Raw genomic sequence first — 24,058 nt, forward strand, 5'->3', positions numbered from 1 at the left:
AGATATAGCTATGTGTGAAAGCATAGCTTTTTAAATTATCCTTCTATTAGTTTGTAAAAAATCTATGTTTCTATGTGTTTAAAATCAATTAATCCAATTTATAATTATACCCCAACTGTACATAAAACGGAATCAATGGTGTTATCTTAAAATCCTGCGTCATTACTTTTCCCGCCCGTAAAGTAATATCACTTCGATTAAAAGAATAACCGCCTTGAATTCCGAAATTGAAATTCCCTCCTGTTGAGGGTCCGTACCAGCCATTTTTTGCCTCAGGATAAACTTCTTTATAGATTTCCAGATGTTTGAAGCGGGTCAGAATTGCTTTGTCAAAACCAAATTCGCCTGAAGCAAACCATTTTAGTTTGTAATATCCCAGAACCACTGTGGCATCGGCTCCAAAATTCTGGAACACAACGAGCGGATTTTCATAACGGCGATAAATAGCATGAACAGAAGCATTCAAACGAAAATTATCAATTTTATAAAAGCTGATTTGTCCGCCCAGCTTGGTCTTGAAATCATCCAAAAAATAACTGCCTGCCGGAATCGAAATCGAAGCTTCTGCCACAAGCGGTTTTTCTGTTCGAAAATGATAGCCGTAATGCAAACCAAAAACCATGCTGTTTTCCCAGCCTGCATTGATATTGAGAATATGCTTTTCTTCTTTTTTGAGATTTTCCCAATTTAGGGTTTGAGCCTGTAAAATGTGAGAGCTGAGATAAGAAATGATAAATGTAATTAATATTATTATTGCTTTCATACCCAATTATTTTAGTTCATTTAAATAAAACAACACAATCGGATGAACATTCTCCCATTTGAAATAAATCATTTCATGTCCTGTACCTTTTACTTCTTCGATTTGTGCGTTTCTAAAATACATCGCTTCCTTTCGGGCAAAACTGTAGCCGTAAGATTTATTCATTTCTCCAAATAAGAACAAAACTTTGGTGTCGTATTTCATTAAGTTTGTAGTAAAATCAAATCCTTCATTTTCTGAAATATCAACAAATCCATTGAGTACTGCTGCGCCCATACGCCAGAAAGGAGAAGGGCCTTCAATGCCTTCATCGTTTCCTTTGGCATACGAAAAGCTCGACGAAATGCCCATTTTATAATCTAGAATCTCGTGTTGGTTTTCTTTTCCAGTTAAAAACTGGTCAATATAAAAAAGGTTGCTGGTTAGCTCAGAAAGAAGCTCTATTTTTCGGCTCGATTCGCCATATTCATCAAGCAGTTTTTTGTTGATTCCGCCCGGTTCGGCCAGAATAATTCCGTTGATTTTATCCGGATACGAGTTGATATAGGCAGTAGCGAGCATTGCGCCCCAAGAATGTCCAAAAAGAAATATTTTTTGTGTGGGAGAAGTTCTGTAATGCGCAATTACAGCAGTCAGATCGTCTAAAACTAACTGAATAGAATAAGTTTTTTTGTCATGTCTTTTGGATAATCCCGAACCACGCTGGTCGTAAAAAACAACATAAAAACCATCATCGGCAAGCTCTTTTACGTTTAAAGCATTTCGATAATCGGCACCTGGACCGCCATGAAGAAAGACCACCATTGGATCGTTCGGATTTCCGAAGGTCTCTGCATGAAGCTGTGTTCCGTTAATCGGAATCGAAGGAAGACTAGAGTCGTACTCTACGGTTTTGGGAACTAAATTTCCAAGTTTGTTAATGTCATTTTCTGTTTCGCATCCTAGGAAAAAGAAAATCGAGACAGCCATTACAGCTGTGTAAAGTAAGTTGGTTTTCATTGCAGAATTGATTAAAATTTATGCAAAGATGGGTTCCGCTAGTATGCTGGTCGCCCCAACTTGTAAGGTGGTTCCATTCTTATATGCTTTGAGGTTAAAATTTTAAACACATAGGAACATAGTTTTTTGTTTGAGTAGAAAAGAAAACTAAAAGAAACTAGTTTCTCACACATAGCTATGTTTTTTATTACAAATGAAATGCCTTTCAATACAAAAAATCACTATGTTTCTATGTGTTTAAAATATCATTTCAAAAATTCAGAAGGAGAAAGTCCAGTTGCTTTTTTGAAGTTTCGATTAAAAGCCGTTTTCGAATTGAAGCCGCATTCAAAAGCAATAGAAAGCAAAGTGAATTTTTGATTTTCGGGCAGTAAAATCAGTTTTTTAAATTCTTCGACACGCTGTAAATTGATGTAGTCATAAAAGTTTTTTCCTTCGGCAGAATTAATGACTTGAGACAAAATGTTAGGATGAACATCTAGTTTTTGAGATAATTCCGCTAAAGTCAAATCTGGATTTTTATAGAGTTTTTCAGTCAGCATAATCTCAGTTAGTTTTTGATGAATGGACTGAAGCTGTTCTGAACTCAAACTTGATTTTTCGTATTTGATTTTTTCAGTTTGATTTTCCTCAACAAAAACGCTTTCTAAAACTAGGTTTTGAAAATTATCATTTTGTGAAATAGGCTGGTTCGTAAAAATTCCGACTTGCTTGATTCCGAAATAGCCAATAAATATTAAATAAAAAACGACAACAGAAAAGATATGTTTCTCTTCATAAAAAATAACTACGAGCCAGATTATACTTGATCCAAGAATTAAATACTGCAACCAACGCAGGTTAATCTTTTCAGTAAAAGAAAATTGGTCTGAAATGTTTTCTCTGTGTTTGGAAAGTTTCCGAAGTGAAAGTAAGGCATAGAAAATTCCGGAAATTAAAATAGCGCTGTATAAAATCAGAATCAGGTTTTCGTATCCTTTTCCATCATTTTGAAAAACGGTTAATTTTTCCTGAAATGATAATGTGAAAAACGGCATTAAAACTAAAACAGCAATTACAAAGGGTAAAAAATGAAGCCAATTGTATTTTCGATGCGGATTTTGATTGGTCAAAGCAGAAGTGTACAAATACAAAAACGGACCTTGCAATAAAGGCATTGGAAGTTCTAAACCCAGTAAAAATGGAAAAGAAGAAAAGTCTTTTTTATAATGCAGGTAATATAAAAACAAGTGAAACCCTGTGCAAAACAGCCAAAGCGCCAGAATTTTATCAGCTTCACTTTTGTTCTTTTTACTAGTTAGAATAACGACCAGAAAAAAGGTGATTATAATGCCCGTTAAATACAACATGGTTTAGATTTTTGGTTAAATCGGTTTGTTGGAAATACGGAGCAAGATAAAATATTTCCTGCAAATATTTGAATGTGTGGTGTTTTCTGTAGGTTATTAAAAAAGAAGCTTCGGAGAAGCGAATATTATAGCATAAATTAGATAGCAACGATTGAAGCTCCAGCAGAGCGACATAATTTGTATTATGATGATTTATATGTCGCTCCGCCGGAGCTTTTTTACATTCGCGGGATTTAATTTCTATAAATATATCGTCTCGCTGAGGCTTTTGAATAATAAGCCCTACAGGTTTCAAAAACCAGGAGGGTTTAATTCTTATCGATACAAATATTATTTTTCTGTCTGTTCTTTTTCTTCTTCTTGCTTTTCAGCATGCTCCTTTTTAAATGTTTCGTACCATTTCTCAATAGACGGATAAACAAAAGAAGCAACTTTTTTTACCGGATTATAAAAAATGTAATTGTCTAAAGTTTCTTTTTTTGCGAAAGTATTATTGAAGTTTATCTTTTCGAATAAGGCTATAAAAATACTCAAAATCAGAATTGTTTTTAAAACCCTGAAAAATCCTCCTCCGAGACTGTTAAGCCAGCCTAGCATGGCAAAATCTGCAATTCCGGTCAGCATTTTTGCTAGTAAATAAACGCCAATCACAACCAGAATAAAAGTCAGAATAAAAGCCGTAATCTGAATATTGACCGGATTCCACGAAACATGTTTTGAAATCATTTCGGTCATGAATGAAGAAAATTTTATCGCAATATAAATTCCTAATAGAAGCGAGATAAAAGAAGCAACTTCAACAAAAAGCCCGTTTTTAATTCCTTTATACAAGCTAAAAGCCAAAAGTGCGGCAACGATAATGTCAAAAAAACTCATGTTTAGGTTTTGGTGTTTAATGAGGCGCAAAGATAGGTTTTTTTTGAGGTTCAGAGTGGCAGAGAGACAAAGGTTCAAAGGTTTTATAAAATGAGATAAATTTCAACACATAGAAACATAGTTTCAAAACTGTATAAACGCGTTTCACTTGTTTTGCTATGTGTTAGAAACTAGTTTCTTTTGGTTTACTTTTTGGCTCAAAAAAAATCTATGTTTCTATGTGTTTAAAATTTTTAGGCACATTGTATATGAACTATGTATCTTTGCAAATCAAAATTTAGAAATCAGATTACGATTCTGTCCCCTTCAGAATCAGATTTTTCAGCAATCTGATATCTAAAATCAACAATCTAAAATCACACAATGTCTAGAGATATACAACTAAAGGAGCGCTGGGAAAAGCTCGTCGATATACTTTCCAATCAGTTTTCGCAAGGCGAAGATTTAGATTTGGATTCTATAATTTATTTAATCGGGGTTCAGGAATACGGAAAAGTGCATCGTCAATACAAAAAAGACGAAAAACTAAATTTAATGCACATTGCCATCTGCCGATTATTGGAGCCTTACGGATTTTACGAATTCGAATATTTTGACGAAGAAGGCTGGCCGCATTATAAGGTTAAAGAACAATTACCTCCGTTAAAGGCAGGTGAACAATCGGTTTTAATGAAAGAAGCGATCGTGAATTACTTTTTAGAAAGAAAACTTATTGACTAGATTTTTTAGTGTTCAGTATTCAGTTTTTTAGTATTCAGTACTGTAAACTGCAACTAAGCAAGCCACTGACCACTAAATATCTGAACACTGATTACTAAAAAAACTGAATACTAAAAAATGTGTAGATACGCCATGACATCCTATAAGCCTCATTACGCTTGTTTTAATTGTCGAAAGACTTTTAAAAGAAGATTAATGGGTGATATCAAAAAAGGAGAAGCTTCTGTTTTTGAAGCTAAATGCCCTGAATGTGCCCAATTAATGGCAAATATGGGACTCGATTTTGAATCGCCTAAAAAGGATGATGTCAAAAAATGGGAACATCTAAAAAGTTTATATTCCGTTGGCATTACTTTTCATTCCTGCGGCTGCAGTGGACCAGGTTATATTCCGAATTCGAAGGAAAAACTAATCGAATATTTTGAAGAGATGAAAAAAACATATTTGAAGAATATGGATTTTTGGCGCAACAGAATTGAACCTTCAACTAAAAAAGAAAAAGAACGCGATACAAATAAAAACTGGTCTGAATTGGCCAGGATTTCTTCTAATTATAAAAAAGAAGTAGTTACCAATCAGGAAGGTTTAGAGTATTGGCATGAACAGGTTAAAAAAATCGAAGAAAAACTAAGTCTCATAAAATAAATTTTAAACACTCAGAAGCAGACAATTTTACAGATTTTACAAAGGGCAGTGTAGTGTAAATATCCTGTTTTACAGCTACAAAGGAAACTTTGAACTTTAAGCGGTAAACTTTAAACAAAATACTTAAATTTGTATTCTCAAGAAACGAATGAAAATGATAGATAAGATTAAAGAATATATTGGCGAAGCAGAAGCTTTTTCAACTGAAAACGCAGCAGAACTAGAAGCATTCCGTATAAAATTCTTAGGAAAAAAAGGAATTTTAAATGATTTTTTCGCCGAGTTTAGAAATGTTCCAAACGATCAGAAAAAAGAATTCGGTCAGGTAGTAAACGCTTTAAAAAATGCGGCCGAAGATAAAGTTAAAACTATTGCAGAAACTTTAGAAAGCAAAGAGGAAGCAAAAGGTATTTTTGGCGATTTAACACGTGCTGCAGAACCAGTAATTATTGGTTCGCGCCACCCGATTTCTATCGTAAAAAATCAGATTATAGATATTTTTGCCAACATCGGATTCAACGTTTCTGAAGGTCCGGAAATCGAAGACGACTGGCATAACTTTACGGCATTGAACTTGCCAGAATATCATCCAGCAAGAGATATGCAGGATACGTTTTTCATTCAGACCAATCCTGATGTGTTGTTGCGTACGCATACATCATCTGTTCAGGTGCGTTATATGGAAAATCATAAACCGCCAATTCGTACGATTTCTCCGGGACGTGTTTTCCGTAACGAAGCAATTTCATCTCGTTCGCACTGTATTTTCCATCAAGTGGAAGGATTGTACATTGACAAAGATGTATCTTTCGCCGATTTGAAACAGACGTTGCTTTATTTCACAAAAGAAATGTTCGGCAAATCTAAGATTCGTCTTCGTCCGTCGTATTTCCCATTTACAGAGCCAAGTGCCGAAATTGATATTTATTGGGGACTAAAAACAGAAACCGATTACCGTATCACAAAAGGAACCGGCTGGTTGGAAATTGGAGGTTGCGGAATGGTTGACCCAAACGTTTTGAAAAACTGTGACATCAATCCAGACGAATACAACGGATTTGCGTTCGGAATGGGAGTAGAGCGTATTGCAATGCTTTTATACCAAATTGGAGATATCCGTATGTTCTACGAAAATGATGTTCGTTTCTTAGAGCAGTTTAAAGCTAATATTTAGGAGCTGTTTCCTGCTGTCCGCTGTATCTTTTGTCTCGTTGAAAAAACGAGACAAAAGGATGCCGCTTCCATCAGGGCTAGGGCTTTACGTTATAAACGACCTTGCGATGTGTCAAAATTATCGAAAATTTAAGCTTAATTCTCTTTTTACCATTAAGCAATTAAGGTAATTAAGATTTAAGGCAAGATAGTAATCATTATAGGTTTATAAGATATATTAAGCTTCCTGTTTTCATCAAACAAAACTTAACTTTCTTAATAACTTAATGGTAAAAAAAGGAAACTTTGGCATAATTACCTTTACAATAAACAAACCTTTGTTGAAGTTTCAGGCTTTGACAAAGGTTTTTAAAATTTAAATAATGAAAAAAGATATAATAATTCCGGAAGTCGAAAACGTATTTCTTGCCGCCGTGCAGGAATGGAGCGACGATTTTATGGAAAAAGTATGGTACGCTTATTTGGTTAATGATAGTGATTTCAACTTAGATAGCGTCATGGTAGTTTCGAAAGCATTTGGAACTATTGATGGCGAAATGAAAAAAACTTCGATTCTGCGTCATGCTTTTGTGGAAGTTCCTTCAGTTTCTGTTGTAAAAATAGAATTGATTGAAAAAAGCCTTTTAGTATTGAACAACGAATTCATGGTAACTTTCTTCATCGGAAATACATTATACGATAAGAAATTTATCTTCAAAGCCAATTCGCTTGACGAAAACAAAACGGAAGAAGTGCCGATTTTGTTTGTTGAAGGGGTGATGGTGAAGTAGTGGTCAGTGATCAGATTTTTTAGTAATCAGTTACAGACGTTACATATAAACAAAAAGTCAGGAAGATTATTTTTCTCCTGACTTTTTGTTTTTTAAGTAACTACCTTGACCACTAAAGGTATCACTGAATACTAAAAACCTGACCACTGAATACTAAAACTACTGTGGTAAAACAGGCTGTTTCATTCTATATCCTGTGCTTGATAGACTCATAATAAAATCTTCTAAAGCAAGCAGTTCTGATTGACTCAAATCTAATTTTTTTATCAGTTTAGAAGTGGTTGGAAACAAAGTATCATTTAACTGAGTTTCTTTTCGTTTGGGCTGAGGCATTCCGGCGTTGTAAATGTTTAAAACGCCGCGCAAATTCGGAAATAAACCATTGTGCATATACGGTGCATTTTGAGCCGCTCCGCGTAAAGACTGCGTTTTAAATTCGCCTACATTTTCAGCTTTTCCCGTTACATTGTATCTTCCTAAATCCTCATATTGTCTTCCGTAATACGTAAGACCAACATTATGAAATTTATTATCGGCAAAATTGGCTGTATTATGACAATTAATGCATCTTGCTTTGGTACGGAATAAATGTAAACCTAGAACCTGTCTGTTAGTTAATTGAGTAGAATCTCCTTCAATGAATCTATCAAATTTACTTTTCGGACTAATTAGAGTTCTTTCGAAAGTAGCAATAGCTTTTAAAATTTCTTCCTGAGTTAATTTTTCTTTTCCGAAAGCTTTTTTAAAATACGGTTTATAACCTTTTATTTTGTTTAAGCGTTTGGTGGCTAAATCGATATGAAAGTTCATTTCTTTAGCATCTTGTATGGGGAAACTGGCCTGATCTTCGAGAGATTTGGCTCTTCCGTCCCAAAAGAAAACTTTAGAATAGGCAATGTTGAGTAAACTTGGCGCATTTCTACTTCCTTGCTGTCTGTCTTCTCCGTAGGAAACTCTTCTAGCATCGCCCCAGTTTAATTCGGGATCGTGGCAGTTGGCACACGAAATCTGACCGGATTTGGATAATCTCGGATCAAAAAAGAGCACTTTGCCTAATTCGGCTTTTTCTTCAGTATACGGATTGTTTGCCGGGAATTCGGGTTTGCCTAAAGTTCCGATGTCTTCAAATCCCTGAGTGTAAACCATAGAGTCTACTTCAGGCTTTGGCCATTTTTGATAATCGCCACTGCTATAGAGCGCTTTTAATTCTGAAATCGAAAATTGAGGCTCTATTTTAGAATAAGATAATAGGATTAGTGAAAATAACATTGCCCAGACGGCAATCAATTTTGTTTTCATTTTAATAATTTAATTGTACACCCATTTGAACCCAATAGGTGGTATTGGTATTAATGCTGACTGGATAATCAGTTTGTTTTTTAAGTGCGATTTTCTCTTTTAGATTGGTAAAGAAAACCACTGTTTTATTGTTTTTTACAGGATAACTGTATTGTAAACGTAATTCTGACGCAAAATAATTTGTGGTATTGACAGCATAATCGTAAAGAATCACTTCGTCAAAAAATCTGGCATTTGTTCCTCCCGAAGTATCATAATAGTCCAATTTTGATGGAAGCGGAAAATACATATTGAAACTTGCCGTTGCATTCAATTTACTTTTATCAAAAGCAAAATCTTTACTCGTATAAATTCCAGTATTTAATGAATTCAATTTGATATGTGTTGTGGCCAAAACATCATCGTATTCGTTTTGCTGGTAAAGCAGATTCAAACCCACTAAATAATCAATTTTAGAACCTGATTTTTGGGCCAATGAGGCTGTCCAATTGATTTTATTCAGTGAATTGGTATAATTGTAACCATTACTTTTTGTGTCAAAATTTTTCGCATCACTTTGATCATATTGCAAAGTAGATTGAATTTCTTTTTTATTCCATTTGTGCATGGCGAATATTTCGGCATGATTGGAGTTTGTTTTAAGTTTTAACCGTTCGTTTGCTTTAAGTGTATAGGAACTGGAATAAAAAATATTGTTTGAGTTTTGTTTGTGATATAAAGCGGTTATAATTGTTTTCTTATTTGAAAAAGTATAGCCTAGCCCCAGTTTATTTACTTGATCAATATAGGTATAAGTAAAACCTCCTTCATTATTTCTAAAAGAATTTAGAATTCTACCATAACCAGCATTAAAACGAAGATAAGTTTCAGGATAGATTTCCAGATTTAAATTGGTATTATTGTAGGTATAGTTGAAATCTTTTTGATTTTCGGCATAATTGCCAAAAGCAAAGGCTTTATGATTTTTAGTTAACTGATAACCAATTTGCATTTCTCCTCCCAAATTTCTGTTTATGATTTGTGATCTGGCATCTAAAGTTCTACTGAATTTTTCGGTACCATACTTGGCTTTAACAGCCACAGATAAATGATTGGTAATGTCTTTAGAAAAACCTCCGCTCAAAGCATAAACCTGATTGTCCCAATCGGCTTTTCTGGGAACATAAAAATAATGCGGGTCAATTACTTCCTGTTCTTCGGCACGGTCATCAGAAAGTACCCAGCCAAGATTTTTTTCAAGTATTTTTTTGATGGCCAAATCCCCAAATAATTTCCATCTGGATTTTGTTGTAAAATAACCCTGCGCTAAAAATTGATACGTATTGATTTCGTTCGCGATCCGTTTTCTTGCAAATTCATTTTGCTGATGTTCATACGAAACTTCGGTAAAGGTGAAATCTTTAATATTGGGATTGGTATATGCAATTGGGTATTTAAAAATTTGATTTTTGATTTGATTATCAATAATGTGATTCTGCACTTTTATAGTGTCTTGTGCATTCACTGTAAAAGCGAAAGAAAACAATAAAAGAAGTAATGCCCAGAATCTCCAGGCATTACTTTTATTGTAATATATTTTAGTTTTATTGATTTTCATTAAAGAAAATTTTAGTTGAATCCTTTTGGATTTGCTGTTGCTTCCACAAAGTCATTCGTAGAGTTGTTCGTGTCCTGAAGCACAATTCTGCCGGCAATTGTAGTTTTAGTTTTTCTTATTACCGATTTTGAAGAGTAAGCTCCTGAAGGGACATAGGTATTTCCTCCATCAATTTGAGAAGGCAGTTTTTTAGGAACTAGATTGGAACCTAAATCTCTTGTAGTATCAACTCCATCAATAATAACACTAACCGGAATTTGAAGTGCCAGATTAGCATCACCTTTAGGATTTTTATATTTTTTCAATGCTGTGAATTCTGCATCAGTCATTTTGAAAATAACATAGCTATGTCTTCCGTTTGAGTCTAATATCATGTCATTGTTACTATTTCCCCAGTAAGCAATGTTTACATCTGGAACAGCAGCATTTTGAATATCATATTGATACAAATCACCAGAATAATCTCCTAGGAATGATTCGAAATCTGCGGTACTTAAATCTACCGTTAATTCAGGGCTTAGAATACTAACGGTTTTACCTTTGTTGTCTACATAATTTGCTTTATGGTTAATACCATTTTGGGCAATTACAATACTTGCTCCCGGTTGTACAGGATATTGAGTTCCGCTTCCAGGAATTTTAATGATATTTAAGGCATAAACATAATTGGTATTTGCAGTACTACCCTCAGTCATGCCTTCTGATTTGCTCCAATCAAACTGTCCGTTTGGCAATGAGTAACCTAAAACAGTAGTGGATGTAGATCCAGTCAGCAACGCCACGTATAATCCATCTGCATACTGAACGGTATTAGAATTGTTATAAATTTCTATAAACTGATCTCTAAAAATTGCTCCTTTTTTAGTGTCAGATCCAGCGTAATAAATTTGTTTAATAACGAAATCGCCTACTTTAGAAGTTTTCATTTCGATGTTGCTTGCAAGCGTTGTCGCATTTACGATTACACTGCTTTCGGAACCATTAAAATTAATTTCAGCTTCTGTTGGCGTGTAACCAAAAGTCTCTGTAAATTCAGCAGATGCAATCACTTTGGTTGCAGTAATAGTATAAGTTCCCGGTAAAATCTGTTTAAAAGTAGCCACACCGCTTTCATCAGATTCTACGGTATATTTATTGGCAGTTTCTGTATTCACAATAGTTACGCTTGCTTTTTTAACAACCTGACTGTTAAAAGTAGCATCATATTTAAGTGAAACACTAAAATCAACTGGTTTTAATGCTTCGTTTTCGTTATCATCATTGCTGCAGGACTGAATGATTAGTCCAAAGAGTATTATAAAAAGAGATAGCGTTTTTTTCATAGGTATATAGATTTAAAATTGATAATTAAGTCGGGTTCCAAAAGAGAATTTTGCGAAATAATCGTACGGACTCCTAATGCCGTTTTTCTCGTAATAAGGCTTCAGGTTTAAAAAATTGGTCGAATAAAAGGAAACACTAAATCCGTTTAGAAAATCTTTGGAAAGACGCAGATGAAAATTATGAAGCATGTTTTCAAGCTTATTTTGTGAGTCATTTTGCGTATCGCGGAAAATGTGTCCGTATTTTTGTGAATTTGTACGATCTGCCTCTGGAATTTCATGATAGGCCAATTGATTGTCTAAATAGCCATTTGGATAATTACTGTTCGTAATGTAGGAAGTACGTAAAATGATATGCTCGCTTCTTAGTGACAATAATAAACCTGCTTTTGGAATATGATAACTGAAGTTAAAACTTGCAGTGAAATTCTCATTGGTCATCGGCATCGAAGGATAGACTCCATATCTTTCTGCCGATAAAAGATCAGTGGAACCATAATAGGTAATCGATTCACTTAAATCTTTAGATCTCACATAAGATGCATTCATGCTTACATCAAGATTCAGTGCCTTGATTTTTCGAAAATTGATTATGGTTTCAATACCCATATCTTCCGAATTGGCATTGTTTTGAATGCTGTTTGTTAGATAATACAACTTATCTGTTCCCACAACTTCATACGTTGGCATTTCTGTTCCGTTTGTAGTTACATTTACTCTTGGAATTTCTTTTGAGATAGGAACCTGCTGTCCCGTAAAACCATTCTTAAGTTTGTTGTAATATCCTGTTAAATTAATATTGGCAAAAGGAAGATTAACATCTAATCCGCCCTCTGTTTTGTACGATTTTGAAGGTTTTAAATTCAAATTATCTCCAGAACTTACTACAGTCAAAATCCATGCTTTTTGATACACTCCTGGATTTACATAAATTCCGTTGCCTAGTAAACGGTCTATGTAACGCTCTCCAGTGTACAATTGATTCAACGAAGGCGCTTTGGACGATAATCCAAATCCGCCTCGAATTCTGAAGGTTTTATTTAAAGAATACGATGAATTAATACGCGGCTGCAGCGATACATTTCCAGACTGATTTTCATATCGCACACCGTAATCAATATTTAGGGTTTTATCTGCTTCAAATTTTTTATAGACTCTGTCTTCCAAATAAGCAGAAAACTGAGTTTCTGTTCGGGTTCTGTTAAAGTCATAATCTCTATAACCTAGTCTGGTGTCGCCTCCGTCATCCAAGACATAATAATTGATTAAGCCAATTGCACTGCTTTTTCTTCCGTCTCCTTTGTTGGAACTGGATCTTCCTGATAGTCCAAATGATAAGCTGTGAATCCAATTCCCTTTATTGGTAATCGTTTTTGTGGTTTCAAGATTTACGAAAGTTGAAATCGGAATACCTTCAACCGTACTGATACTGGTATATTGCGACGGAAGAACAAAAGCATCATGAATGCCTTCTTCTTTAGAATCTGTTGCAGCCGTTAAAGCTCGATTTATCCATCTTTCTTTTCTAGAAAACTGCCTGTCGTAAGAGAAACCACTGTTTACGTTGATACCGTCTAACCATAAATTAGAAGGTTTCCACATGAAATTATTAGAGATAGAAAATCCTTGCTTTTCGTTTTTTATGATATCTGCCGCAATTTTATCCGGATCACGTTTGGCATCATCAAGTGTTGATCTTATCGAAAGGTTTACAGTATTTTTTACTTTAGAATGTTTATCGGTAGTTTTCCATGCTAAACTCCCACTGACACGCTGATAACTCAATAAATTGTTTCTTGGATCGGAATTAGAATCCAGAAAGTTAATTCCAAAATTCATGGAATTATTGGAGTTTAATTGAATTCCTTTTGTCAAGTTCAATTCGCTTGTACCATCTCTAAGGGAAGCAGAAACTCTGTAAGGACTATTTCCCACTTTAGTAGTGATTAAAACCAGTCCGGAAGTCAAATCGCCATATTTTGCTGACGGAATTCCCTGAATGATTTTTATTTCTTCGATATTATTTGTTGAAATTTCCCTAAGATCAACACCAACATTCGGATTATTGAAAGGTGTTGTATTAACGCCATAATCATTGCCCGCCAAAGAAGGTGTATTTGGACTTAGAGCCTGCATGTTTTCGTTGTTGGAAATCGGAATATCATTGATCATAAATGCAGTTCCAAAAGCTTTATTGCTTTTAAAAGAACCTACTTCAGTCGCTGTTCTGAAAACAATGTTTTTATAAGAATTCAGATTAAAAGAGGAAGTAGTTTGTCCAGGAAGCTGTTCTAATACATCGTCAAGCGTAAAAGCCTGAACATTGTTTATAGCATTTGTACCAAGAGTCAACTCAGAGTATTTACGTTCTTTATTGGCTGTAACCATTACTTCTTTCAGATGAAGCGTGTTATCTTCCAAATAAACCGTAATTGAATTTTGCCCGTTTTTTAAAATCTGATTAATATCTTTTTTTCCAAGAATGGAGAAATTCAATTCAATATCCTGAAAATACGGAATGATCATGCTGAATTTTCCATCTTTATCAGAAATCGTCCAGTTTTCGGTTTTGGTATCACGAACAAAAACACCTGCTAAAGCGGTCGAAGTTTCTTTAGAAAAAACTTGACCAGAAATTGTCTTCTGTGAAAAAATAACTTGACTGAACAGTAAAAGAATGGCAATGAATCGCATCTATGCTTAATTAGAACAAATAAAAATAATAATGCAAATCTATCGATATTTCTTTGTGAAGCAATAAAAAATAAGGGAATTGTAAAATTGTGCATTATCCGATTTGTGAGAAATTAGCAAGAAAAGAGTTTTTAAATTCTAAATTTATGTGTTTGATAAACAGCTAAGTAGTGTTTTTATATTTTTGTAAGAAGAGGATGTGAATATTTTTTAGAGACGATGTAGGTTTGATGTATTGTGAGTAAAGTTATTTCCTGTTAATTGAGACTGATTCTTTTAACTTGGTTCTAGTTTTTTTAGATTTATACAATAAAAAAAGAGCCGAAAGATTAATCTTCCAGCTCTTTTATCTATTCTCTTTATTCTATTTTCTATTCTCTAAAAAAAGATTTAATCCAAAGATTCAGTCAATTTTCTAAAGACAGATTTAGCATCTTTTCCTTCGTATAAAACAGCATAAACGGCATCGATAATTGGTGTTTTAGCTCCATAACCCTGATTTAGTTTATAAGCACTTTTTGTAGCATAATAACCTTCTGCAACCATACTCATTTCCATCATGGCACTTTTTACAGTGTAACCTTTACCAATCATATTTCCGAACATTCTGTTTCTTGAGAAAACCGAATATCCCGTAACCAATAAATCGCCCAGATAAGCCGAATCATTAATATTACGTTTCATTTTATGGACTTTACGAATGAATTTCTTCATCTCACGAATCGCATTACTCATTAAAACCGATTGGAAGTTATCGCCATAACCCAAACCATGTGCAATTCCGGCCGCAATCGAGTAGATGTTTTTCAGCATCGCTGCATACTCAGTACCGATAATGTCGTCTGAAATTTTGGCTTTAATGTAATTTCCAGAAAGTGATTTGGCAACTGTTTTGGCTTTGTCAGGATCGCCACAGGCAATGGTTAGATAAGAAAGCCTTTCCAACGCAACCTCTTCAGCGTGGCACGGACCAGTAATTACGCCGATATTGTAATACGGAATATCGTATTGAATATGAAAATGCTCCCCTACTATCAAACTGGTTTCGGGAACAATTCCTTTGATTGCCGAAAAGATAATTTTATTCGATAAAGAAACCGTCATGTTTTTCAACTCGGCGTCTAAGAAGGCAGACGGAATAGCAAAAATGATATAATCTGCATATTCTATGGCTTCGTTTATATTGTTAGTTAATTTGAGTTTGTTGGTATCAAATTCAACAGAACTTAAGTAATTCGGATTGTGTTTGTATTTCTGAATATGTTCTATCGCAGAATCATTACGCATATACCATGCAATTTCTGAAAGGTTCACACATAACATTTTGGCAATTGCTGTTGCCCAGCTTCCTCCTCCAATTACTGCAAATTTTAACTTTTCGCTCATTATTTTATTAATTTGAAACAAAAGTACTTAATAAAGTAGTAATAACATATAGTTCTCTTTTAAGAAATTTTGTTAAAAACTGTGCTAAGTTATCTTTCCGTTTAAATAGAAAACCTTCCAACATTAAAATAACATTAAAAATATTTTAAAACAAACACAATAAAGATTTAAGGCCTTTCGTTATAAGACTTTATAAATTTAAATTTTATGAATTTCACAAAATTTGAGTTAGTTAGTTTTGTTTTAGTATTGTAAAAGGCGTTCGTGAGCTTGTAAGAACGCCTTTTTTTAAGTTGGCAGTGTTCAGTTTTTTTAGTGTTCAGTAATGACACTTTGAGAATACATCATGCACTGAGCACTAAAAAGCTGAATACTGATTACTTTTTAATAACTAAGTTCCACAATAGATTTCACTTTATCTAAAGTGACCAATTGTTTTTCGCCAAGACCTTTCCAGCCTCTTTCGTCGAAACGGTTTACGATAAAATCTGCTGTTTTAGAATAATCTTCTGTGTATTGCGAAAGTTTGGTGTCCATTCCCATAGTATGGAAAAATTCAACGGTTTTGTTGATGGCTTCTTTTGCCACTTCTTCATCAGAACCAGAAAGATTAAAAATACGTCTTCCGTATTGCGCCAGTTTTCCTTTTTTGGTTTCGAACATTACAGTATACAAACTTGGACCTATAATCGCCAAAGTTCTGGCGTGATCAATTTCATATAATGCTGTTAATTCATGACCAATCATATGTGTAGCCCAATCGCTTGGAACTCCTTTTTGGATTAATCCGTTTAAAGCCATGGTACAGCTCCACATAAAGTTGGATGCCAAAGTATAATCGGTTGGGTTTTTAACTACTCCAGGACCAACTTCAATTAAAGTCTGTAAAATTCCTTCGGCAATTCTGTCTTGTAGAAAGGCATCAGTTGGATACGTTAAATATTGCTCCATAACGTGTGTGAAAGCATCTACAACACCATTTTCAAGTTGTCTTTTTGGCAAAGAAGCAATTACGGTTGGGTCACAGATAGAGAATTGCGGGAACAAAGCGCTTCCGCCGGAAGATAATTTCTCTTGAGTTGCTTCAATCGTTACGACATAACCTGAATTCATTTCGCTTCCTGTTGCTGGAAGCGTTAGAACTGTTCCAAATGGCATTGCATTTTCTTTAATCAAGATTCTTTTTTGAAGAATATCAATTGGATTTCCTTCGAAATGAACAGCTGCCGAAATAAATTTTACACCATCAATAACAGATCCGCCTCCGACAGCCAGAATAAAATCGATTTTTTCTGATTTGATGACATCAACCGCTTTCATTAAAGTTTCGAATCTTGGGTTGGGTTCGATTCCGCCAAATTCTACGATTTCAAAACCTTTTAAATTCGCAATTACTTGGTCGTAAATTCCGTTTTTAAAAATACTTCCTCCGCCGTAAGCCAAAAGAATTTTAGCATTTTTTGGAACTAAAGTCGAAAGTTTTTCAATTTGTCCTTTCCCGAAAACCAAATTCGTCGGATTGTATAATTCAAAGTTAAGCATGTTTTTTTTAGAGTTTCTAAGATGCTAAGGTTCTGAGGTTCTAAGTTTTTTTCTTTGAACTCATCTGCAACCTAGCAATTGTTATTTGTTTAATTTTTTAATAGTAAAGAAATAAGGGATTAAGTTTTTAAGCAACTAAGAAAAACCTTAGAACCTTAGTATCTCAGTCCCTTAGCACCTTTTTTTAATTCAATTTCTGTATCAATTTTCCAGCTACCAGTTTAGACGATGCTGGGTTTTGACCTGTAATTAAAAGTCCATCTTCTACAGCATAAGGTTGCCAGTTTGGTCCTTTAGAAAAAATACCTCCGTTTGAGGCTAAAGCATCTTCCAATAAAAACGGAACCACTTTAGTCAAACCAACCGCTTCTTCTTCTTCGTTGGTAAATCCGGTTATTTTTTTACCTTTTACTAAATATTCGCCTTTTACTTTTACGTTTTTCAAAACAGCGGGAGCGTGGCAAACAAAAGCTACTGGTTTGTTGTGCGTATAGAAAGATTCGATTAAAGCGATAGAGTTTTGATCTTGAACCAAATCCCAAAGCGGACCGTGACCTCCTGGATAAAAAACAGCGTCATAATCTTTTTGGTTGATCGTTGACAGCTTTAAAGTGTTTTTTAGTTTTTCCTGTAAAACCTTATCAGCGTCAAAACGTTTGGTGTCTTCTGTTGCCGATGCCGGATCAGCACTTTTGGGGTCAATTGGCGGTTGTCCTCCAAGAGGGGAAGCAATCGAAATTTCGACACCCTGATCTAATAATTCATAATACGGTGCAGCAAATTCTTCTGACCAGAATCCGGTTTTTTCTCCTGTATTGCCCAGCTTATCGTTGCTGGTAACAACAAATAATACTTTTTTCATCTTTTTTTTATTTGATTTTTGAGCCAAAGCAGAGGTGCTTGCAGCTGTAAATGCAATTATTGCGAGTAATGCTATTTTCTTCATAAGATTAAATTTTGAACAAATTTACGGCTTATGTGATATCAGTAAAAATAAAATAAACTATGTTTGTTATAAACAAATTTATATCATGGTAAATCTAGAATGGTACAGAACATTTAAGGCAGTGTATAAAAATGGTAATTTTTCGGTCGCTGCCAAAGAGCTTTTTATGAGTCAGCCTGCGGTTAGTCAGCAAATTTCTATGTTAGAAGCGCATGTTGGTAATAAATTATTCAACCGAAAATCAAAAGGCGTTGAACCAACAGAATACGCTAAGTTACTGAATAATTTGATTATAGACGCGCTTGATCGTCTCGAAAGCGTTGAGACAGGTTTTAGGGCAAAAGCAGAAGATGCTACCCGATTAATTTCTGTCGGAATCTCTAAACATCTTTTTGACTGTATCGGAAATCTATTGATTTCAAAGTTTGATTTGATTGATTTCACTTTCGCAGAAAACGATGAACTGTTTGCCTTAGTTGATGCTAAAAAACTCGATTTTGCCATTACTACAAAACGATTCGACACTTTTGATACCACTTATGAAATTGTCGGGAAAATCAAATTGATATTAGTCGCGCCAACATCCTTAGATATAACCGAATTCCGCCAAAAACTAAAATCGGATAATTTTACTGAAATTGAACAGTGGCTCAATGCGCAAAAGTGGTATAGCCATGATGCGAGAATTCCGCATATAAAATTGTTCTGGCTTCACGCTTTCAATAAAAAAAGACCATCAATGGTGCCGAACTATATTATTCCGTCAGAATCTGAAATGCTTAGATTGCTATCTAAAAATGAAGGAGTGGCCGTAACATGGAATTGCAATGCTAGAAGTTATATCAAAGAAAATAAATTACAGTTGGTATGGAATAGTTTTCACGTTCCGGAAGAGTTTGTGTATTTGCTGGCACCGAAGAATAATAACGTAAAATCGTTTTTTGATAGTATTGAGAAGGAATTAAAGCTGTTCTTCGGGAATAGGCTGTAGTTTGAGCCAAATAAAATATATGAAAATTCTTCTGTTTTTTCTTTGCCTTTAGTTTACAAAGGTCTATTTTTGATATGAACCACTAAAACTTCCAATTATGAAAAGATTATCAAAAATTTTAGTAGTTACAGCGGTAATCCTCGTTGCTTTTTCTTGCAGTAAAACAGAAGAATCTATTGTAGATTGTCTTGGAGAATCAATTTTTATTAAATTGCATAACTCTACCGATGCAACTAATCCAAAATTGATGAATTACTCTGTAGAGTACAGCGGAACGGGAACTTTAAGTTCTGTAAAATGGAACTTTGGAGACGGAACATCTGCGACAGGCGCTGTAGTTACTCATACTTATACGGCAGCCGGAACTTATGAAGCGACAGCAGAAGTAACCGTTAAAAAAGATGGTTCAGAATGTACTTCGAGCCCAAAGCGAAGTGTTACGGTAAACTAGAGTTAAAATTGTATCGCACAAATTCTCGCAATTAATTTGTGAAAATTTGTGCAATTTGTGGTTGATTTTAGCTTCCAACCTTGCAGATTTTAAGTCTGTATTGTTTTAGATATAGAGAGTCAATTTTATAATTTATTGCTTTTGCATTAGATTATAAAATTGGCTCTCATTCGTTATATTTGTTTGATATGATTTAGGATTATGGAAAAATTACAAAATATTAGAATAGCGGTCGATGCGATTGTATTTGGCTATAAAAATAATGGTTTATATGTATTATTGATTGAACAAAAGTTTGGTTCGGCAGATAAATACTGGGCATTGCCGGGAGGTTTGGTACAGAATGAAGAATCGCTGAGTGATGCCGTTATTCGGGAATTGCACGAAGAAACCAATGTACAGTTGACTTTTATGGAACAATTATACACTTTTGGAGATGATATTCACCGTGATTCTAGAAATCGTGTCATTTCGGTTGCTTATTATGCTTTAGTCGATGCATCCAATTTGGAGATTAAAGCCGATACCGATGCCGAAAGAGTGCAATGGTTTAAGATTGATGAGATTCCGTCTTTGGCATTTGACCATAATATAATACTTCAAAAAGCGATTTCGAGACTTAAATCAAAGCTCACTTATGAACCAATTGGCTTTGATTTGCTACCGGAGGAATTCCTTTTTTCCGATTTGGAAAACCTTTATTGCACGATTTTAGAAAAAGAAATCGACCGCAGAAACTTCAGAAAAAAAATATTGAGTTACGGAATTTTAGAAGAGACCGAAAAATTTTCACCCATAAAAACAGGTCGTCCGGCAAAACTTTTTAAGTTCAATAAATTGAAATACAATGAATTGACTGAAAACGGCTTTCACTTCGAAATAAAGTTTGCGTAATTTTTACACAAAATAAATTGTTTATTCAAAATTTAATTCTACATTTGCGTATAATTAACGCAAACTCAAAAACTATGATACTAAATCTCGATCCAAAATTCGCTCCGATTCAAAATCAGGAAGAAATCAAATTTCAAAGTTTTACATTTTCTGGCGGCGAACCTCATATCAAAATTGTTCCGGATTTTGATACCAACAGAAAAGTAACGATTACACACCGATTGAATTCATTCAACGATTTAGGCTTGTTGTGTATCACAGTAGATGCGTTACGCAGAATGGACGTTAAGATCATCGATCTTTTTATTCCGTACTTCCCAGCTGCGAGACAAGACCGTGTTATGATTCCAGGAGAACCGTTATCTGTAAAAGTATACGCAGACATTATCAATGCCATGCAGTTGAATAAAGTGTTTGTTTTTGATGCACACTCAGAAGTAACTCCGGCTTTGTTGAATAACAGTACCGTAATTCCGAACTATACTTTTATCAAAGAGGTTTTAAATAAAATAGGCCAAAACGTAAAACTGATTTCTCCAGACGGAGGCGCTTTGAAGAAAATCTATAAAGTTTCTGAATTTCTAGGAGGAGTTGAGGTAGTAGAATGCAGTAAAAGCCGAGATGTAAAAACAGGAAAACTGTCTGGATTTAAAGTTTATGAAGAGGATTTACAGGGAACGGATTGTTTAATTGTAGATGATATCTGCGACGGTGGCGGAACCTTTGTTGGTTTAGCCGAAGAATTGAAAAAGAAAAATGCAGGAAAACTGTACTTGGCAGTAAGCCACGGAATTTTCAATAAAGGTTTCGAAGTTTTAAACTGCTTTGACGGCATTTTTACAACGAACTCTTTTAAAGACTTTGACGGTGAAACGGTTGAGGTAATTGGATTGGATAAATTAGTTTAAAAAGTTTCAAGTGTCAGTTTCAAGTTGTTTTTAGGAAAGTGAAACTTTAAACATGGAACATGAAACAAAAAAATACTATTAACCGTTTTAGGTTTAAAACCCAAATTTTAAGCTCAGTGCACAACTTGAAACAAGAAAAACCTGAAACAAAAACAACCAAAGTTATTATGAGTGATGATTTAAAACCAAGATTCATTGAGTCTCTAAAAAGAAACAATGATCAGATTAGAGAAGACAGAGCCAAAGTAATTGGTGAGGATTCAGAATTAATATACAGACGAAGAGTCGAAGACATCGAATTAAAAATAAAAAGACTCGAAAGAGAACAAGAAGGATTAATTGATATTAGTCCGCTGGATAAAAACAGTTTAACCTTTGCCGATTTTCAGCCAGAAGCTTTTGTACAAAAAGATATGGAGCTTTCGCTGACCATCAGAAATTTGAATATCCAGTTTGAAGTAACAAAAAAGAGATTTGAGTATTTATTTGGTAAAAAATATTAGTCATGGGAGGTACAAGATATGATTTCGGAGCTCGCGAAAGCAGAGCAAAAAAAGTAGGGTATGCTAGTAAATCAGCTAGCGAGATTTTTACACAGAATGCATTAAGAATGGCGCATGAATCGATGAATCCAAATGGAGTGATTTTTAGAGAAGCAAGAGATTCAGACGTTCATCCAAACACAGTTCCAATCATTTTAGGACTGGACGTAACAGGAAGTATGGGACATATTCCCCACGAACTGATTAAAGAAGGACTTCCAAAATTAATGGGCGGAATTATTCAGGGAGGCGTTCCAGATCCGGCACTTTTATTCTTAGGAATCGGAGATCATGAATGTGACAGATATCCTTTGCAAGTAGGACAATTTGAATCTGGAGATGAGGAATTAGATATGTGGTTAACAAGAACTTATATCGAAGGTGGAGGAGGAGGAAACGCTGGCGAAAGTTATCTTTTAGCGTGGTATTTCGCAGCTTTTCATACCAAAACCGATGCTTTCGAAAAAAGAGGACAAAAAGGATTGTTGTTTACAGTAGGTGATGAACCAGGTTTAAAAACACTTCCGGCTTCTGCAATCAAAGAAATAATGGGGCAGGGACAACAGACGTATACGCATCTTGAGCTATTGGCAGAAGCCCAAAAAAGATACGATGTATATCACATTAGTGTACTGCATTCTGGACAAGCGATTAATGCCGATGTAGAATGGAAAGAATTACTGGGACAAAATTGTTTGTCTATCGAAGACCACAGAGAAATCCCGAATGTAATCAAGAAAATCATCTGCGATAAACATAAAAGTTCTGGTTTAGGAACAATGCCAGTTTCTGATACAAGTGGTAGCAGTTTAGATAATATACAAATGCTTTAAGTTTTTAAACACATAGAAACATCGGAAGTTTTATATTATTTACCATCAATACATTAAGTTCGTAAAGCTAAGTCTTAATTTTCTTTTTATCATTTAGGATTAAGTTCATAAAGTTTAGCTTAATTTTCTTAATGTCTTAATGGTAAAAAAAGAAACTAGTTTCCAACACATAGTTGCTATGTGAATTAATGCAAGTGAAACGCCTTTTTTAAGTTTCGAAAGCCTATGATTCTATGTGTTTAAATAATTGCACAACAGTTTAAAAAAATGAAAACAGCACAAATAGTTATAGGTTTAGGATTTGGTGATGAAGGAAAAGGAATAACAACAGATTTTCTGGCAAAACAAAATCCTGAATCTATAGTTATTCGGTTTTCGGGAGGACAACAGGCGGCGCATACGGTTATGATTGGGAATCAAAAACACGTTCATTCTAGCTTTGCCAGCGGTGCGTTACGCGGACTCCCATCTTATTACAGCGAACACTGTACAATTCACCCGCTCTTTTTATACAATGAAAGAGAGGAATTAAAAGAAAAAAACGCTAATCTGGATTTATACATTCATCCATTAGCCAAAGTCACAACTCCGTTTGATGTTTGGCACAACAGAGGAAACGCCAGAAATATTGACCATGGAACCTGCGGAAAAGGCATTGGTTCAACCATGAAAAGAAACGAAGGTCCGTATAAATTATTTGCCATCGATTTGATTGCGCCTCGAGAAATGCTGTTAGAAAAACTAAACCAAATCGCTTATTATTATGGTTTTTTGAATGAAAGCGAAATTGACGAAGAAGTTCAGGCGTATCTGGATGCAATTGATAACATAAAATGGAAGATTGTCGATTATACTTTCCTTTCAAAATATGATAATCTGATTTTTGAGGGCAGCCAAGGAATTCTCTTAGATATGGATCACGGTGTTTTTCCGAATGTGACGTATGCCAATACTACTTCAAAAAATGCAATTGAAATTTGCAATAAACTGAAGATTGAAGAGGTGGAGATTTATTACGCAACCAGAAGTTACACCACAAGGCATGGTCACGGCTGGATGCCAAATGAAAGAGAAATACAATTAAAAAACAACGAAGAAGAAACGTGTGTTTTCAACGAATATCAAAAACAGCTCAGATTTGGGGATTTGGATTACGATTTGTTGAATTACGCTTTACAATTAGACGCAGCTTACAGTCCGAATGCAAAAAGAAATTTGGTCGTGACGTGTATGGATCAGTTGGAAAAAGAGTATGAATTTGAAAAGCTGACAACAGATTTCAATACGATTTACGGATCATTTTCACCCGATTCTAAAGATTTTAAAAACATAACTTCTTTGTATCAATAAATAGAAAA

The 24,058-nt window shown here is 34.6% G+C and carries 22 protein-coding genes; 11 read left to right on the forward strand and 11 right to left on the reverse strand.

From position 1 onward, the window contains the following. Nucleotides 1–88: 88 nt before the first annotated feature. The 4 genes from E0W73_RS11520 to E0W73_RS11535 all read right to left on the reverse strand — a co-directional run bounded on the left by E0W73_RS11520 (nt 89) and on the right by E0W73_RS11535 (nt 3,987). Nucleotides 89–763 carry a hypothetical protein gene (locus tag E0W73_RS11520; protein WP_135222232.1) on the reverse strand — a complete coding sequence of 225 codons (675 nt, stop codon included), beginning with the start codon at nt 761–763 and terminating at the stop codon, nt 89–91. Between the two features lie 6 nt (nt 764–769). Beyond that, nucleotides 770–1,762, reverse strand: coding sequence for an alpha/beta hydrolase (locus E0W73_RS11525; RefSeq protein WP_135222233.1), 993 nt, complete (start codon nt 1,760–1,762; stop codon nt 770–772). Between the two features lie 245 nt (nt 1,763–2,007). Then, nucleotides 2,008–3,111, reverse strand: a complete 1,104-nt coding sequence (locus E0W73_RS11530; protein WP_135222234.1) for a helix-turn-helix domain-containing protein — start codon at nt 3,109–3,111, stop codon at nt 2,008–2,010. A 330-nt stretch (nt 3,112–3,441) separates the two neighbouring features. Beyond that, nucleotides 3,442–3,987 carry a CvpA family protein gene (locus tag E0W73_RS11535; protein WP_135222235.1) on the reverse strand — a complete coding sequence of 182 codons (546 nt, stop codon included), beginning with the start codon at nt 3,985–3,987 and terminating at the stop codon, nt 3,442–3,444. A gap of 363 nt (nt 3,988–4,350) precedes the next feature. Here E0W73_RS11535 and E0W73_RS11540 point away from each other — a divergent pair, with 363 nt between their 5' ends. The 4 genes from E0W73_RS11540 to E0W73_RS11555 all read left to right on the forward strand — a co-directional run bounded on the left by E0W73_RS11540 (nt 4,351) and on the right by E0W73_RS11555 (nt 7,295). After that, nucleotides 4,351–4,707: a hypothetical protein gene (locus E0W73_RS11540; RefSeq protein ID WP_135222236.1), complete on the forward strand. Its 357-nt coding sequence runs from the start codon at nt 4,351–4,353 to the stop codon at nt 4,705–4,707. A 195-nt stretch (nt 4,708–4,902) separates the two neighbouring features. Next, complete coding sequence (locus tag E0W73_RS11545) at nt 4,903–5,352, forward strand: hypothetical protein (protein WP_208730537.1); 450 nt, start codon at nt 4,903–4,905, stop codon at nt 5,350–5,352. A 154-nt stretch (nt 5,353–5,506) separates the two neighbouring features. Further along, entirely contained in the window at nt 5,507–6,526 is a 1,020-nt protein-coding gene (gene pheS / locus E0W73_RS11550) for a phenylalanine--tRNA ligase subunit alpha (protein ID WP_135222238.1), read from the forward strand. Nucleotides 6,527–6,887: 361 nt separating this feature from the next. Further along, nucleotides 6,888–7,295 carry a hypothetical protein gene (locus tag E0W73_RS11555; RefSeq protein ID WP_135222239.1) on the forward strand — a complete coding sequence of 136 codons (408 nt, stop codon included), beginning with the start codon at nt 6,888–6,890 and terminating at the stop codon, nt 7,293–7,295. 159 nt (nt 7,296–7,454) lie between these two features. Here E0W73_RS11555 and E0W73_RS11560 read toward each other — a convergent pair whose 3' ends face one another. From E0W73_RS11560 to E0W73_RS11590, 7 genes are all read right to left on the reverse strand, one after another. Next, complete coding sequence (locus E0W73_RS11560) at nt 7,455–8,594, reverse strand: cytochrome-c peroxidase (protein ID WP_135222240.1); 1,140 nt, start codon at nt 8,592–8,594, stop codon at nt 7,455–7,457. 1 nt (nt 8,595) lies between these two features. Continuing rightward, complete coding sequence (locus E0W73_RS11565; protein WP_135222241.1) at nt 8,596–10,191, reverse strand: DUF6850 family outer membrane beta-barrel protein; 1,596 nt, start codon at nt 10,189–10,191, stop codon at nt 8,596–8,598. A gap of 11 nt (nt 10,192–10,202) precedes the next feature. Next, on the reverse strand, nt 10,203–11,513 hold the full coding sequence (locus E0W73_RS11570; RefSeq protein WP_135222242.1) for a DUF4876 domain-containing protein: 1,311 nt from the start codon (nt 11,511–11,513) through the stop codon (nt 10,203–10,205). 12 nt (nt 11,514–11,525) lie between these two features. Beyond that, entirely contained in the window at nt 11,526–14,207 is a 2,682-nt protein-coding gene (locus E0W73_RS11575; RefSeq protein WP_135222243.1) for a TonB-dependent receptor, read from the reverse strand. Between the two features lie 390 nt (nt 14,208–14,597). Continuing rightward, nucleotides 14,598–15,593 carry an NAD(P)H-dependent glycerol-3-phosphate dehydrogenase gene (locus tag E0W73_RS11580; RefSeq protein ID WP_135222244.1) on the reverse strand — a complete coding sequence of 332 codons (996 nt, stop codon included), beginning with the start codon at nt 15,591–15,593 and terminating at the stop codon, nt 14,598–14,600. A gap of 384 nt (nt 15,594–15,977) precedes the next feature. Beyond that, entirely contained in the window at nt 15,978–17,135 is a 1,158-nt protein-coding gene (locus tag E0W73_RS11585; RefSeq protein ID WP_135222245.1) for an iron-containing alcohol dehydrogenase, read from the reverse strand. 184 nt (nt 17,136–17,319) lie between these two features. After that, nucleotides 17,320–18,081 (reverse strand): type 1 glutamine amidotransferase domain-containing protein, encoded by a 762-nt coding sequence (locus E0W73_RS11590; RefSeq protein WP_162847699.1) that lies wholly within the window; start codon nt 18,079–18,081, stop codon nt 17,320–17,322. Between the two features lie 85 nt (nt 18,082–18,166). Here E0W73_RS11590 and E0W73_RS11595 point away from each other — a divergent pair, with 85 nt between their 5' ends. The 7 genes from E0W73_RS11595 (at nt 18,167) to E0W73_RS11625 (ending at nt 24,050) form a co-directional block, all read left to right on the forward strand. After that, entirely contained in the window at nt 18,167–19,072 is a 906-nt protein-coding gene (locus tag E0W73_RS11595; RefSeq protein ID WP_135222246.1) for a LysR family transcriptional regulator, read from the forward strand. A 97-nt stretch (nt 19,073–19,169) separates the two neighbouring features. Next, nucleotides 19,170–19,523 carry a PKD domain-containing protein gene (locus E0W73_RS11600; protein WP_135222247.1) on the forward strand — a complete coding sequence of 118 codons (354 nt, stop codon included), beginning with the start codon at nt 19,170–19,172 and terminating at the stop codon, nt 19,521–19,523. Between the two features lie 201 nt (nt 19,524–19,724). Beyond that, on the forward strand, nt 19,725–20,417 hold the full coding sequence (locus E0W73_RS11605; protein WP_135222248.1) for an NUDIX hydrolase: 693 nt from the start codon (nt 19,725–19,727) through the stop codon (nt 20,415–20,417). A gap of 74 nt (nt 20,418–20,491) precedes the next feature. After that, entirely contained in the window at nt 20,492–21,325 is an 834-nt protein-coding gene (gene prs, locus E0W73_RS11610) for a ribose-phosphate diphosphokinase (RefSeq protein WP_135222249.1), read from the forward strand. Between the two features lie 59 nt (nt 21,326–21,384). Beyond that, nucleotides 21,385–21,828, forward strand: coding sequence for a hypothetical protein (locus E0W73_RS11615; RefSeq protein ID WP_244248477.1), 444 nt, complete (start codon nt 21,385–21,387; stop codon nt 21,826–21,828). A gap of 2 nt (nt 21,829–21,830) precedes the next feature. Continuing rightward, nucleotides 21,831–22,700, forward strand: coding sequence for a hypothetical protein (locus E0W73_RS11620; RefSeq protein WP_135222250.1), 870 nt, complete (start codon nt 21,831–21,833; stop codon nt 22,698–22,700). A 267-nt stretch (nt 22,701–22,967) separates the two neighbouring features. Then, nucleotides 22,968–24,050 carry an adenylosuccinate synthetase gene (locus tag E0W73_RS11625; RefSeq protein WP_135222251.1) on the forward strand — a complete coding sequence of 361 codons (1,083 nt, stop codon included), beginning with the start codon at nt 22,968–22,970 and terminating at the stop codon, nt 24,048–24,050. The last annotated feature ends 8 nt before the right edge of the window (nt 24,051–24,058 follow it).

Origin of the sequence: Flavobacterium foetidum, assembly GCF_004634245.1 — a bacterium.
In the GTDB taxonomy this organism is placed as follows: domain Bacteria; phylum Bacteroidota; class Bacteroidia; order Flavobacteriales; family Flavobacteriaceae; genus Flavobacterium; species Flavobacterium foetidum.

Coding starts and splice junctions, on each gene's coding strand:
- E0W73_RS11520 (WP_135222232.1), bottom strand. CDS start 763: ATGAAAGCAATAATAATATTAATTACATTTATCATTTCTTATCTCAGC.
- E0W73_RS11595 (WP_135222246.1), top strand. CDS start 18,167: ATGGTAAATCTAGAATGGTACAGAACATTTAAGGCAGTGTATAAAAAT.
- E0W73_RS11530 (WP_135222234.1), bottom strand. CDS start 3,111: ATGTTGTATTTAACGGGCATTATAATCACCTTTTTTCTGGTCGTTATT.
- E0W73_RS11565 (WP_135222241.1), bottom strand. CDS start 10,191: ATGAAAATCAATAAAACTAAAATATATTACAATAAAAGTAATGCCTGG.
- E0W73_RS11540 (WP_135222236.1), top strand. CDS start 4,351: ATGTCTAGAGATATACAACTAAAGGAGCGCTGGGAAAAGCTCGTCGAT.
- pheS (WP_135222238.1), top strand. CDS start 5,507: ATGATAGATAAGATTAAAGAATATATTGGCGAAGCAGAAGCTTTTTCA.
- E0W73_RS11555 (WP_135222239.1), top strand. CDS start 6,888: ATGAAAAAAGATATAATAATTCCGGAAGTCGAAAACGTATTTCTTGCC.
- E0W73_RS11575 (WP_135222243.1), bottom strand. CDS start 14,207: ATGCGATTCATTGCCATTCTTTTACTGTTCAGTCAAGTTATTTTTTCA.
- E0W73_RS11625 (WP_135222251.1), top strand. CDS start 22,968: ATGAAAACAGCACAAATAGTTATAGGTTTAGGATTTGGTGATGAAGGA.
- E0W73_RS11600 (WP_135222247.1), top strand. CDS start 19,170: ATGAAAAGATTATCAAAAATTTTAGTAGTTACAGCGGTAATCCTCGTT.
- E0W73_RS11590 (WP_162847699.1), bottom strand. CDS start 18,081: ATGAAGAAAATAGCATTACTCGCAATAATTGCATTTACAGCTGCAAGC.
- prs (WP_135222249.1), top strand. CDS start 20,492: ATGATACTAAATCTCGATCCAAAATTCGCTCCGATTCAAAATCAGGAA.
- E0W73_RS11585 (WP_135222245.1), bottom strand. CDS start 17,135: ATGCTTAACTTTGAATTATACAATCCGACGAATTTGGTTTTCGGGAAA.
- E0W73_RS11560 (WP_135222240.1), bottom strand. CDS start 8,594: ATGAAAACAAAATTGATTGCCGTCTGGGCAATGTTATTTTCACTAATC.
- E0W73_RS11570 (WP_135222242.1), bottom strand. CDS start 11,513: ATGAAAAAAACGCTATCTCTTTTTATAATACTCTTTGGACTAATCATT.
- E0W73_RS11620 (WP_135222250.1), top strand. CDS start 21,831: ATGGGAGGTACAAGATATGATTTCGGAGCTCGCGAAAGCAGAGCAAAA.
- E0W73_RS11615 (WP_244248477.1), top strand. CDS start 21,385: ATGAAACAAAAAAATACTATTAACCGTTTTAGGTTTAAAACCCAAATT.
- E0W73_RS11605 (WP_135222248.1), top strand. CDS start 19,725: ATGGAAAAATTACAAAATATTAGAATAGCGGTCGATGCGATTGTATTT.
- E0W73_RS11535 (WP_135222235.1), bottom strand. CDS start 3,987: ATGAGTTTTTTTGACATTATCGTTGCCGCACTTTTGGCTTTTAGCTTG.
- E0W73_RS11580 (WP_135222244.1), bottom strand. CDS start 15,593: ATGAGCGAAAAGTTAAAATTTGCAGTAATTGGAGGAGGAAGCTGGGCA.
- E0W73_RS11545 (WP_208730537.1), top strand. CDS start 4,903: ATGGGTGATATCAAAAAAGGAGAAGCTTCTGTTTTTGAAGCTAAATGC.
- E0W73_RS11525 (WP_135222233.1), bottom strand. CDS start 1,762: ATGAAAACCAACTTACTTTACACAGCTGTAATGGCTGTCTCGATTTTC.